The following is an 11,320-nucleotide window of genomic DNA, read 5'->3' on the forward strand; positions in this document are numbered from 1 at the left end:
CAGTGATGCAATCGCGAGCAAACCCGCTCCCACAAAGTCATTATTTGTTGTGGGAAAACCCTGTGGAAAAGTTTAAAGGTGCCTTGCTGGTCGGGGCTTTGCGGTTGTTTGCCATGCTCCCGTGGGGCGCGGTGCAACGCGTGGGGTCGGCCATCGGCTGGCTGATGTGGAAACTGCCCAATCGCTCACGCGATGTGGTGCGCATCAACCTGGCCAAATGCTTTCCTGAAATGGACCCGGGCGCCCGCGAGCAACTGGTGGGTCAAAGCCTGAAAGATATCGGCAAAAGTCTGACCGAGAGTGCTTGCGCCTGGATTTGGCCAGCCCAGCGTTCCATCGACCTGGTGCGTGAAGTCGAAGGTCTGGACGTGCTCAAGGACGCCCTGGCCTCAGGCAAGGGTGTGGTCGGCATCACCAGCCACCTGGGCAACTGGGAAGTGCTTAATCACTTCTATTGCAGCCAGTGCAAACCGATCATTTTCTATCGCCCGCCCAAGCTCAAAGCAGTGGATGAATTGCTGCAAAAGCAACGGGTCCAGTTGGGCAACCGCGTGGCGGCATCGACCAAAGAAGGCATCCTGAGTGTCATCAAGGAAGTACGCAAAGGCGGTCAGGTGGGCATTCCGGCTGATCCGGAGCCTGCAGAGTCGGCGGGTATCTTTGTGCCGTTTCTCGGCACCATGGCCCTGACCAGCAAGTTTGTCCCCAATATGCTGGCGGGTGGCAAAGCGGTGGGGGTATTCCTGCACGCGCTGCGTCTGCCGGATGGCTCGGGCTTCAAGGTGATACTGGAGGCCGCGCCAGAAGACATGTACAGCACCGACACGGCAACCTCGTGCGCAGCCATGAGCAAGGTGGTCGAGAAATATGTACGCGCTTACCCGAGCCAGTACATGTGGAGCATGAAGCGCTTCAAAAAGCGCCCGCCGGGTGAAGCGCGCTGGTACTAGTAAGGCCACAAACTTTGTAGCCGCTGGCGCAGGTTGCGATAAGGGCCGCAGGACCTTCAATATTCCGGGGTCGCTGCGCCACCCATCGCAGCCTGCGCCAGTGGCTACAAGTGAAGAGTCAAGGCTGCTGTTTATCCAGCTTCTTCAAAAACACCGTCATTTCCTTTTCGGCCTGCTTGTCGCCTTGGGCCTGCGCTGCCGCAATCCCCTGCTCCCACGCCAAGCGCGCCGCGGCACGATCACCCGCCGCCAACTGCGCCTTGCCCAGCAGCTTCCAGGCTGCGGAATACTTGGGGTCAAAGCCTACGCAACGTTGCAGATGCTCCGCCGCCTTGAGGTTATCCCCAAGGTCGAGATAACCCTTGCCCAGACCAAAGCGCAGTAATGAGTTATCCACACCCTTGGCGAGCATTTTCTCCAGTGACTCCAGCATCCCTGACTCCTTAGAAAAAACTCAAGCCCACGTGGAACAGCTTCTCTACGTCGCGAATATGCTTTTTATCCACAAGGAACAAAATCACATGGTCGCCGGCATTGATCACTGTCGAGTCGTGGGCAATCAGTACTTCTTCGTCGCGAATAATCGCGCCAATCGTGGTGCCCGGAGGCAGATGGATTTCGCCGATGCTGCGACCGATCACCTTGCTCGATTTCGAATCACCGTGGGCAATCGCTTCGATGGCCTCGGCCGCGCCCCGGCGCAATGAGTGCACGCTGACGATATCGCCCCGGCGCACGTGGGCCAGCAAGGTGCCAATGGTGGCGAGCTGCGGGCTGATGGCGATATCAATTTCGCCGCCCTGAATCAGATCCACGTAGGCCGGGTTGTTGATGATGGTCATCACCTTCTTCGCACCCAGGCGCTTGGCCAGCAACGAGGACATGATATTGGCCTCGTCATCGTTGGTCAGGGCCAAAAACACGTCGGCGTCCGCGATGTTTTCTTCAAGCATCAAGTCGCGGTCCGAAGCACTGCCTTGCAGCACCACAGTGCTGTCGAGGGTGTCGGACAAATAGCGGCAACGCGCCGGATTCATCTCGATGATCTTGACCTGGTACCGGCTCTCAATGGCCTCGGCCAAGCGTTCGCCAATCTGCCCGCCACCAGCAATCACAATGCGCTTGTAGCTTTCATCCAGACGGCGCATTTCGCTCATAACGGCGCGAATATTGGCCTTGGCGGCGATGAAAAAAACCTCATCATCCGCTTCGATGACCGTATCGCCACGGGGCGTAATCGGTCGGTCGCGTCGGAAAATCGCCGCAACCCGTGTATCCACATTCGGCATGTGTTCGCGTAGCTGGCGCAACTGCTGACCAATCAACGGGCCGCCGTAGTACGCCTTGACCGCCACCAACTGCGCTTTGCCTTCGGCAAAGTCGATCACCTGCAAGGCGCCGGGGTGTTCGATCAGGCGCTTGATGTAATTGGTCACCACCTGCTCGGGGCTGATCAATACGTCGACCGGGATTGCGTCGTTATCGAACAGCTCTTCGCCGCGTGTCAGATAAGCCGCTTCGCGTACCCGGGCGATTTTGGTCGGGGTGTGAAACAGCGTATGAGCCACCTGGCACGCGACCATGTTGGTCTCGTCGCTGTTGGTCACGGCCACCAGCATGTCGGCGTCATCCGCACCTGCCTGACGCAGCACATTGGGCAACGAGGCGCGGCCCTGCACGGTGCGAATATCGAGGCGATCACCAAGATCGCGCAGGCGCTCACCATCGGTGTCGACCACGGTGATGTCGTTAGCTTCGCTGGCCAAATGTTCTGCCAGCGTTCCGCCGACCTGGCCTGCGCCGAGGATGATGATTTTCATGCCTGCAATCCCTAATCCGTTAGCCGCGAGCGGCAGCGATCTTGATCAATTTGGCGTAATAAAAGCCGTCGTGTCCGCCCTCTTGTGCCAGTAACTGGCGGCCGTGGGGCTGCTTGATGCCGAACTGCCCGGCGATATCCAGCTCCCGGGCACCCGGAGTACGGGCCAGGAACGCTTCAATCACTTCAGTATTTTCGGTCGGCAATGTCGAGCAAGTGGCGTAGAGCAAGATGCCACCCACTTCCAGGGTAGGCCACATCGCGTCCAGTAATTCGCCTTGCAGGGTGGCGAGCGCGGCAATGTCGTCCGGCTGGCGGGTCAGCTTGATATCCGGGTGACGGCGGATAACCCCGGTTGCCGAGCAGGGTGCATCGAGCAGGATGCGCTGGAACGGCTTGCCGTCCCACCAGGTGGCGGTGTCGCGACCGTCGGCGGCAATCAGCTCGGCGCTCAGGCCCAGACGCTCAAGGTTTTCGCGTACACGCACCAGACGCTTGGCTTCCAGATCGACCGCCACCACGCCAGCCAGTGCAGGTTCTACCTCCAGAATGTGGCAAGTCTTGCCGCCTGGGGCGCAGCAGGCGTCGAGTACGCGCTGGCCCGGCGCCAGATCCAGCAAGTCGGCGGCCAGTTGCGCGGCTTCGTCCTGCACGCTGATCCAGCCTTCGGCAAAGCCCGGCAGGCTGCGAACGTCGCAGGCCGCAGCCAGTACGATACCGTCCTGGCTGAAGACGCAAGGTTGGGCTTCGATACCAGCCTCGACCAGCAATTGCAGGTACGCATCGCGGCTGTGATGACGGCGGTTAACCCGCAATATCATTGGCGGGTGTGCGTTGTTGGCCGCGCAAATAGCTTCCCATTGCTCAGGCCAAAAAGCCTTCAGGGATTTTTGCAGCCAGCGCGGGTGAGCGGTACGCACCACCGGGTCATGCTCAAGCTCCGCCAGCAAGCCTTCGCTCTCGCGCTGGGCGTTGCGCAACACGGCGTTGAGCAGGGCTTTGGCCCAAGGTTTTTTCAGCTTGTCGGCACAACCTACGGTTTCGCCGATGGCGGCGTGGGCCGGAATGCGGGTGTAGAGCAGTTGATACAAACCTACCAATAGCAGCGCTTCAACATCAGCGTCGGCGGCCTTGAATGGCTTTTGCAGCAGCTTGTTGGCCAGCGCCGACAAGCGTGGCTGCCAGCGGGCGGTACCAAACGCCAGATCCTGAGTCAGGCCGCGATCGCGCACCTCAACCTTGTCCAGTTGCAGCGGCAAGGAGCTGTTGAGCGATGCTTTGCCGTTCAACACTGCAGTCAGTGCCTTGGCAGCGGCCAGACGAGGGTTCATTGGGCGTTTTCCGTATGACCGAGGGTGATGCCGACAGCGAATTTCTCACGGCGACTGTTGAAAAAATCACTGAAGTTCAGCGCTTTGCCGCCAGGCAATTGCAGACGTGTCAGGCACAACGCGCCTTCACCGCAGCCGACGATCAGACCGTCCTTGCTCGCGGCAAGAATTTGCCCCGGTGCGCCCTGGGCGTCAGCCACGGTCGCGGCCAGCACTTTCAGGGCTTCGCCATTGAGCGTGCTGTGACAGATCGGCCATGGATTGAAAGCACGGACCAGACGCTCCAGCTCAACCGCCGGGCGGCTCCAGTCGATACGTGCTTCATCCTTGTTCAATTTGTGGGCGTAGGTGGCCAGGCTGTCATCCTGCACTTCACCTTGCAGTGTGCCAGCCGCCAGCCCGGCAATGGCCTGGATCACGGCGGGTGGGCCGAGCTCGGCCAGACGGTCATGCAGGCTGCCACCGGTGTCATTGGCGGTAATCGGGGTGACGGACTTGAGCAGCATCGGGCCGGTGTCCAGACCCGCCTCCATGCGCATCACGGTCACGCCGCTTTCACTGTCGCCAGCTTCGATGGCGCGCTGAATCGGCGCCGCCCCACGCCAGCGTGGCAGCAAGGAGGCGTGGCTGTTAATGCAGCCCAGACGCGGAATATCCAGCACCACTTGCGGCAGGATCAGGCCGTAGGCCACCACCACCAGCAAGTCCGGCTTGAGTGCGGCCAGCTCGGCCTGAGCTTCGGGCGCGCGCAGGGTTGGCGGCTGCATCACCGAAATATTGTGTTCCAGTGCAAGTTGTTTGACCGGGCTTGGCATCAGCTTTTGCCCGCGCCCGGCCGGACGATCCGGTTGGGTATATACCGCGACGATCTCGTAAGGGGTGCTCAGCAACGCCTTGAGGTGTTCAGCGGCGAATTCTGGGGTGCCAGCAAAGACGATGCGCAGTGGCTCAGTCATGGGTTACTCACTTGGAATGGGATGCGCGGGGAAAAACATTTCTAATGTGGGAGCGGGCTTGCTCGCGATTCAGACAACTCGGTCTATCAGTGAGGTCGAGTTGATCCTATCGCGAGCAAGCCCGCTCCCACATGAAGAGGCCTGTAGCCGATGGGAGGATCAAGCGTTCTGGCGGTGCAGTTTTTCCAGCTTCTTCTTGATCCGGTCGCGCTTGAGCGTAGACAGGTAATCGACAAACAGCTTGCCGTTGAGGTGGTCGCATTCATGCTGAATGCACACGGCCAGCAGGTCTTCGGCAATCATCTCGAACGGCTTGCCATCACGGTCCAGCGCTTTGATCTTGACGCGCTGCGGGCGATCAACGTTTTCGTAGTAACCCGGCACCGAGAGGCAGCCTTCCTGATACTGGCCCATCTCGTCGCAGAGGATTTCGAACTCGGGGTTGATGAATACCATTGGTTCGCTGCGGTCTTCGCTCAGGTCCATGACCACGATGCGTTTGTGCACGTTGACCTGAGTGGCGGCCAGACCGATGCCCGGCGCCTCGTACATGGTTTCAAACATGTCATCGATCAACTGACGGACTTCGTCGTCCACAACCGCCACGGGTTTGGCGATGGTACGCAGACGCGAGTCTGGGAATTCGAGGATGTTCAAAATAGCCATAAGTTTGATTGGTGCACTGTGTGAAAGATTCAAAAACGGTTGTCAGGTGGGTCCTGTGGACTCGAGCAACCTGTGCAAAACGTCTCCTTCAGAGAGAACCCGCTCGGGCTCTGGCGTTTCACGCGAGTGAACATAATAAAGGGATTCACCCGCGGATGAAACGACTAGCTGCCGCGCTGCACGGCCGCATGTCTCAATTTGAAACCAACGTGCGCAGCCTCTCGCTAACGTTCAACTAATGTTGGGTTTCTACGGGCATTTTCAAGCATCACTCGGGTGCTCAAACCGGCCCTTGTCCGCGTTTGCTAAACAACTTGTCAACAGACTTATCCACAGCTTGTTCCTCATATCCAGATGGAATAACCGATCAAGGATGATCCCATGCCGCTGTCAGAAATATCCCCGTCAGAGCTTGAAGCCCGCTTGCGCTTGCACCGCCTGCCCGAGCTTGGGCCGCGGCGTTATTACAGCCTGTTCAGTGCCTTCGGTTCGGCCAGTTCGGCGCTCAGTGCACCTGCCAGCGCCTGGGGTGCACTGGGGCTGCCCGCCGCGTGTGCCCAGGCGCGGCGCAGCCCTGAAGTTCGCGATGGTGCAAGCGCTGCATTGCGCTGGCTTGAGGGCTCCGGGCAGCATGTGCTGCTGCATGACCAGGCCGATTACCCGGCACTTTTGAGTGAACTGAACGATGCTCCACCGCTGTTATTTGTAGCGGGCGAGCCTGGGATTCTGGAAAAACCGCAGTTGGCGATGGTCGGTAGCCGACGTGCTTCACGGCCGGGGCTGGATACAGCCGCAGCCTTTTCCCGCAGCCTGGCCGGGGCCGGTTTTGTAATTACCAGCGGGTTGGCGTTGGGGATTGATGGTGCCGCGCACCAGGCTGCCCTGGACGTTGGAGGGCAGACGGTAGGCGTGTTGGGCACGGGTCTGCAAAAACTTTATCCACAGCGCCATCGGGCCCTGGCGGATGCGATGATTGCCAACGGTTGCGCGGTGGTTTCAGAGTTCCCCTTGGACGCCGGGCCGCTACCGGCGAACTTCCCGAGGCGTAATCGAATCATCAGCGGTTTGGCCCTCGGCGTGCTGGTGGTCGAGGCCAGTGTGGCCAGTGGCTCGCTGATCACCGCTCGCTTGGCCGCCGAGCAGGGGCGCGAGGTCTATGCCATTCCCGGTTCGATCCACCACCCTGGGGCACGTGGCTGTCATCAGTTGATCCGTGATGGCGCGACTCTGGTTGAAACCGTGGAGCACATTCTGGAAGGCCTGCGAGGCTGGCGCTCAATGCCGTTATCCACCCCTCCTTTGTTTACACCAAGCTGTCATCCATTAGTGCAATTGTTGCAGGCAGCACCTCACACCAGTGAAGCCTTGGTCAACGCCAGTGGTTGGGACCTGCCCCGATTGCTGGCAGCGTTGACCGAACTTGAACTGGCGGGGCATGTCGTGTTGGAGGGCGGGCGTTGGTTTGCCCGCGCCAGCTAAGTACACTGCGCGCAGTACATATCTGGAGACATTCAATGATCAGCACCTGGCGCGTCCAACAAGCTGCAAGAGCCATTCGCGCGGGCGCGGTGATTGCCTATCCGACTGAAGCGGTCTGGGGTTTGGGCTGCGACCCGTGGGATGAAGACGCGGTCGAGCGGTTGCTGGCGATCAAATCGCGGCCTGTGGATAAAGGCCTGATTCTGGTGGCAGACAACATTCACCAATTCGACTTTTTGTTTGAAGACTTCCCGCAGGCATGGATCGACCGTATGGCCAGCACCTGGCCTGGGCCGAACACCTGGTTGGTGCCGCATCAGGGCTTGCTGCCCGACTGGATCACCGGGGTACATGACACCGTGGCGCTGCGTGTGAGCGATCATCCACTGGTGCGAGAGCTGTGCGCGTTGGTGGGGCCGATCGTATCGACTTCGGCTAACCCGGCGGGCTTGCCGGCGGCGCGCACACGCTTGAAAGTCGAGCAGTATTTCCGTGGGCAAATTGATCATGTGCTGGGCGGGAATCTGGGCGGGCGTAAAAACCCGAGCCTGATCCGCGATCTGGCGACGGGCAAGGTTGTGCGCCCGGCTTGAGCAAAACCTGTAGCCGCTGTCGTAGGCTGCGATAAGGCCCATAGGGCCTTCAAGATTGTAAAAATCTACGACCCCTTCGGGCTCGATCGCAGCCTGCGGCAGCGGCTACAAGGTTTCGATCAAGGCAACAAAATGGTCGAGCCCGTGGTGCGTCGCGCCGACAGCTCAGTGTGAGCCTTGGCCGCGTCACTCAGGGCAAAACGCTGGCTGATATCAACCTTGATAGCGCCACTGCGGATCATCGCAAACAGCTCATCAGCCATCGCCTGCAGGTTTTCGGCGTTATTGGCGTAGCTGGCCAACGTCGGCCGGGTCACGTACAGCGAACCCTTCTGCGACAAGATCCCCAGGTTCACACCGGTCACCGCCCCTGACGCATTGCCAAAGCTGACCATCAAGCCGCGGGGTGCCACGCAATCCAGCGAGGTCAGCCAAGTGTCTTTGCCGACACCGTCGTAGACCACCGGGCACTTCTTGCCGTCGGTCAATTCCAGCACCCGCTTGGCGACATCTTCGTGGCTGTAGTTGATGGTTTCCCACGCGCCCAGCGCTTTGGCGAGAGCAGCTTTTTCGTCCGAGCTGACCGTACCGATCAGCTTCACACCCAGCGCTTTTGCCCATTGGCAGGCAATCGAACCGACGCCACCTGCTGCCGCGTGAAACAGGATGGTTTCGCCGGCTTTGAGTTCATACGTCTGACGCAGCAAGTACTGGGTGGTAAGCCCCTTGAGCATCACGGCAGCGGCATGCTCGAACGAAATGTCGTCGGGCAGCTTCACCACATTGGCGGCAGGCAACACATGCAGCTCGCTGTACGCACCCAGCGGGCCGGTGCCGTAAGCCACGCGGTCGCCGACGTTCAGATTGCGCACTTCACTGCCCACCGCATCGACAATACCTGCCCCTTCGTTGCCCAGCCCGGATGGCAGCTCAGGCAGCGGGTACAAGCCGCCACGGTAATAGGTATCGATGAAGTTCAGGCCGATAGCCTGGTTGCGTACCCGCACTTGCTGAGGGCCCGGTTCGGCGGGTTGGAAGTCAACATACTCAAGCACTTCCGGGCCGCCGTGGGCCCGAAACTGGATACGCTTAGCCATCTGCACTTTCCTTGCTGATTTGACGAAGCCACTATCCAACGCTTAAGCGTGATCTTCGTCAACAGCGATGAAGCAGGGTGCAGTGTTATGCTAGCGGCCCTTTGCCGCCGGCCCCGCTCAGAACGAAGTGCCGCGTCGCTTTGCCCGATTTAAGGTGATGTCATGACTACTCGCACCGAGGCTGTAAAAGCCTACCTGCTCGACCTTCAAGACCGCATTTGCAACGCACTGCAAACTGAAGACGGCGGCACGCAATTCGTCGAAGACGCTTGGCAACGCCCGGCGGGCGGTGGCGGTCGTACCCGTGTGATTGAAAACGGCCACGTGATTGAGAAAGGCGGCGTCAATTTTTCTCACGTGTTTGGCAGCGGCTTGCCGCCGTCCGCCAGTGCCCATCGCCCGGAACTGGCGGGCCGTGGTTTTGAAGCCTTGGGCGTGTCGCTGGTGATTCACCCGCACAACCCCCATGTGCCAACATCCCACGCTAACGTGCGGTTTTTCATCGCGGAAAAAGAAGGCGAAGAGCCGGTCTGGTGGTTCGGTGGCGGTTTTGACCTCACCCCGTACTACGCCGTTGAAGAAGACTGCGTGCACTGGCACCGCGTGGCCGAGCAGGCGTGCGCGCCTTTCGGTGCCGATGTGTACCCGCGCTACAAGGCCTGGTGCGACACCTACTTCCACATCAAGCACCGCAACGAGCCCCGTGGTATCGGCGGCCTGTTCTTCGATGACCTGAACGAGTGGGATTTCGACACCTGTTTCGCCTTTATTCGTGCCATTGGCGACGCCTATATCGACGCCTACCTGCCGATCGTCCAGCGCCGTAAAAACGACGAATACACCGCCCAACAGCGTGAATTCCAGGAGTTCCGCCGTGGCCGCTACGTTGAATTCAACCTGGTCTATGACCGTGGCACCTTGTTTGGTTTGCAATCGGGCGGACGCACCGAGTCGATCCTGATGTCGCTGCCACCCCAGGTGCGCTGGGGCTACGATTGGAAAGCTGAGCCGGGTAGCCCGGAAGCGCGTCTTACCGAGTACTTCCTGCAAGACCGCGACTGGTTAGCCAACGCCTGATATTGCCCGAGGAGTTTGCCTGATGGACCGTTACGTCGTTTTTGGTAACCCGATTGCCCACAGCAAATCCCCGGTACTGCATCGCCTGTTTGCCGAGCAAACAGGCCAGGTCATGCAGTACGACACGTTGCTTGCGCCGCTGGATGATTTTGCAGGCTGTGCGAGGGCGTTCTTTCTAGAGGGCTGCGGTGCCAACGTCACGGTGCCGTTCAAGGAAGAGGCATACCGTTTGGCGGCCCAGTTGACTCCCCGGGCGCAACGCGCAGGCGCGGTCAACACGCTAAGCAAACAGGCCGATGGCAGCCTGCTCGGGGATAACACTGACGGCGCCGGTTTGGTGCGCGATCTCACGGTCAATGCCGGCTTCAGCCTTCAGGGCAAACGCATTCTGATCCTGGGCGCGGGCGGAGCGGTACGCGGCGCATTGGAGCCGATCCTGGCCGAAGGCCCGGCTTCAGTGACCATCGCCAATCGCACGGTGGAAAAAGCCGAAGTGCTGGCCGAACTGTTCAGCGACCTGGGGCCTGTGGCCGCCAGTGGTTTTGACTGGCTGCGTGAGCCGGTCGACGTGATCATCAATGCCACCTCCGCCAGCCTCTCGGGTGAAGTCCCACCGATTGCCAGCAGCCTGATCGAGCCGGGCAAAACCCTGTGCTACGACATGATGTACGGCAAGGAGCCAACACCGTTTTGCCTCTGGGCCAGCGCGCATGGCGCGGGCCAGGTGATGGATGGTTTGGGGATGCTGGCCGAACAGGCAGGCGAAGCGTTCTACCTATGGCGCGGCGTGCGCCCGGACACGGCCCCGGCGTTGGCTGAGTTGCGCCGGTTGCTGGCGCTGTAAAGCCAACCCTCACCCCAGCTCTCTCCCTTCGGGAGAGGGTTGGGGTGAGGGGCTTTAAGCGAGGTACTTATGCAACGAATCAACGGCTATCACGCCCATCTCTATTTTGATGCGACCACCATCGACCAGGCCCGCGCCTTGGCCGAAGAAGGCACGCGTCTGTTCAACCTGCAAATGGGCCGTGTCCACGAGCGCCCGGTCGGCCCGCACCCGGACTGGAGCTGCCAACTGGCCTTCGGTCCCGAATTGATCGGCGCGGTCCTGCCGTGGCTGGCGCTCAATCGGCGCGGGTTGGTGGTGTTTTTGCACCCCGATACCGGCAACGACCTGCTGGATCACACCGAGCATGCGATCTGGATGGGCGCTATTCGGCCGTTGGACTTGTCTGTTTTTTGATCAATCGAGAACGGGATTGAATTTTTTTCGGCCCCCGAAAAGTCTGTTGTTTTCAACTGCAAGCAATCCCCTGATAGCCCCACGCTATAACGGCTGAACGTTGATCATGGCC

General features: G+C 59.9%; 12 protein-coding genes. 6 read left to right on the forward strand and 6 right to left on the reverse strand.

What is annotated here, in order from left to right; genetic code table 11:
• The first annotated feature begins 62 nt into the window (after window positions 1-62).
• On the forward strand, window positions 63-950 hold the full coding sequence (locus N7D90_RS00075; protein ID WP_261740343.1) for a lysophospholipid acyltransferase: 888 nt from the start codon (window positions 63-65) through the stop codon (window positions 948-950).
• A gap of 118 nt (window positions 951-1,068) precedes the next feature.
• On the opposite strand, the gene N7D90_RS00080 is transcribed toward N7D90_RS00075, so the two are convergent.
• The 5 genes from N7D90_RS00080 to def form a co-directional block, all read right to left on the reverse strand.
• On the reverse strand, window positions 1,069-1,383 hold the full coding sequence (locus N7D90_RS00080; RefSeq protein WP_261740344.1) for a hypothetical protein: 315 nt from the start codon (window positions 1,381-1,383) through the stop codon (window positions 1,069-1,071).
• A gap of 10 nt (window positions 1,384-1,393) precedes the next feature.
• Window positions 1,394-2,770 carry a Trk system potassium transporter TrkA gene (trkA, locus tag N7D90_RS00085; RefSeq protein ID WP_261740345.1) on the reverse strand — a complete coding sequence of 459 codons (1,377 nt, stop codon included), beginning with the start codon at window positions 2,768-2,770 and terminating at the stop codon, window positions 1,394-1,396.
• A gap of 19 nt (window positions 2,771-2,789) precedes the next feature.
• The gene (rsmB, locus tag N7D90_RS00090) at window positions 2,790-4,100 is read right to left on the reverse strand and encodes a 16S rRNA (cytosine(967)-C(5))-methyltransferase RsmB (protein WP_261740346.1); all 1,311 of its coding nucleotides are present in this window, start codon (window positions 4,098-4,100) and stop codon (window positions 2,790-2,792) included.
• The gene (gene fmt, locus N7D90_RS00095) at window positions 4,097-5,056 is read right to left on the reverse strand and encodes a methionyl-tRNA formyltransferase (RefSeq protein ID WP_261740347.1); all 960 of its coding nucleotides are present in this window, start codon (window positions 5,054-5,056) and stop codon (window positions 4,097-4,099) included. The genes rsmB and fmt overlap by 4 nt, the downstream gene beginning before the upstream one ends.
• A gap of 159 nt (window positions 5,057-5,215) precedes the next feature.
• Window positions 5,216-5,722, reverse strand: a complete 507-nt coding sequence (def, locus tag N7D90_RS00100; RefSeq protein WP_261740348.1) for a peptide deformylase — start codon at window positions 5,720-5,722, stop codon at window positions 5,216-5,218.
• 381 nt (window positions 5,723-6,103) lie between these two features.
• Between def and dprA the strand changes: the two genes are divergently transcribed.
• Window positions 6,104-7,201 (forward strand): DNA-processing protein DprA, encoded by a 1,098-nt coding sequence (gene dprA, locus N7D90_RS00105; RefSeq protein ID WP_261740349.1) that lies wholly within the window; start codon window positions 6,104-6,106, stop codon window positions 7,199-7,201.
• Between the two features lie 35 nt (window positions 7,202-7,236).
• Window positions 7,237-7,794, forward strand: coding sequence for an L-threonylcarbamoyladenylate synthase (locus N7D90_RS00110; RefSeq protein ID WP_261740350.1), 558 nt, complete (start codon window positions 7,237-7,239; stop codon window positions 7,792-7,794).
• 119 nt (window positions 7,795-7,913) lie between these two features.
• On the opposite strand, the gene N7D90_RS00115 is transcribed toward N7D90_RS00110, so the two are convergent.
• Window positions 7,914-8,891 (reverse strand): NADPH:quinone reductase, encoded by a 978-nt coding sequence (locus N7D90_RS00115; RefSeq protein WP_261740351.1) that lies wholly within the window; start codon window positions 8,889-8,891, stop codon window positions 7,914-7,916.
• 162 nt (window positions 8,892-9,053) lie between these two features.
• Here N7D90_RS00115 and hemF point away from each other — a divergent pair, with 162 nt between their 5' ends.
• From hemF to N7D90_RS00130, 3 genes are all read left to right on the forward strand, one after another.
• On the forward strand, window positions 9,054-9,968 hold the full coding sequence (hemF, locus tag N7D90_RS00120) for an oxygen-dependent coproporphyrinogen oxidase (protein WP_261740352.1): 915 nt from the start codon (window positions 9,054-9,056) through the stop codon (window positions 9,966-9,968).
• 22 nt (window positions 9,969-9,990) lie between these two features.
• Window positions 9,991-10,812: a shikimate dehydrogenase gene (aroE, locus tag N7D90_RS00125; RefSeq protein ID WP_261740353.1), complete on the forward strand. Its 822-nt coding sequence runs from the start codon at window positions 9,991-9,993 to the stop codon at window positions 10,810-10,812.
• Window positions 10,813-10,881: 69 nt separating this feature from the next.
• Window positions 10,882-11,208: a DOPA 4,5-dioxygenase family protein gene (locus N7D90_RS00130; RefSeq protein WP_261740354.1), complete on the forward strand. Its 327-nt coding sequence runs from the start codon at window positions 10,882-10,884 to the stop codon at window positions 11,206-11,208.
• Window positions 11,209-11,320: the final 112 nt, after the last annotated feature.

Origin of the sequence: Pseudomonas fragi, from assembly GCF_025426255.1 — a bacterium.
GTDB lineage: Bacteria > Pseudomonadota > Gammaproteobacteria > Pseudomonadales > Pseudomonadaceae > Aquipseudomonas > Aquipseudomonas kulmbachensis.

Coding starts and splice junctions, on each gene's coding strand:
- N7D90_RS00130 (WP_261740354.1), top strand. CDS start 10,882: ATGCAACGAATCAACGGCTATCACGCCCATCTCTATTTTGATGCGACC.
- dprA (WP_261740349.1), top strand. CDS start 6,104: ATGCCGCTGTCAGAAATATCCCCGTCAGAGCTTGAAGCCCGCTTGCGC.
- N7D90_RS00115 (WP_261740351.1), bottom strand. CDS start 8,891: ATGGCTAAGCGTATCCAGTTTCGGGCCCACGGCGGCCCGGAAGTGCTT.
- rsmB (WP_261740346.1), bottom strand. CDS start 4,100: ATGAACCCTCGTCTGGCCGCTGCCAAGGCACTGACTGCAGTGTTGAAC.
- fmt (WP_261740347.1), bottom strand. CDS start 5,056: ATGACTGAGCCACTGCGCATCGTCTTTGCTGGCACCCCAGAATTCGCC.
- N7D90_RS00080 (WP_261740344.1), bottom strand. CDS start 1,383: ATGCTGGAGTCACTGGAGAAAATGCTCGCCAAGGGTGTGGATAACTCA.
- hemF (WP_261740352.1), top strand. CDS start 9,054: ATGACTACTCGCACCGAGGCTGTAAAAGCCTACCTGCTCGACCTTCAA.
- def (WP_261740348.1), bottom strand. CDS start 5,722: ATGGCTATTTTGAACATCCTCGAATTCCCAGACTCGCGTCTGCGTACC.
- aroE (WP_261740353.1), top strand. CDS start 9,991: ATGGACCGTTACGTCGTTTTTGGTAACCCGATTGCCCACAGCAAATCC.
- trkA (WP_261740345.1), bottom strand. CDS start 2,770: ATGAAAATCATCATCCTCGGCGCAGGCCAGGTCGGCGGAACGCTGGCA.
- N7D90_RS00110 (WP_261740350.1), top strand. CDS start 7,237: ATGATCAGCACCTGGCGCGTCCAACAAGCTGCAAGAGCCATTCGCGCG.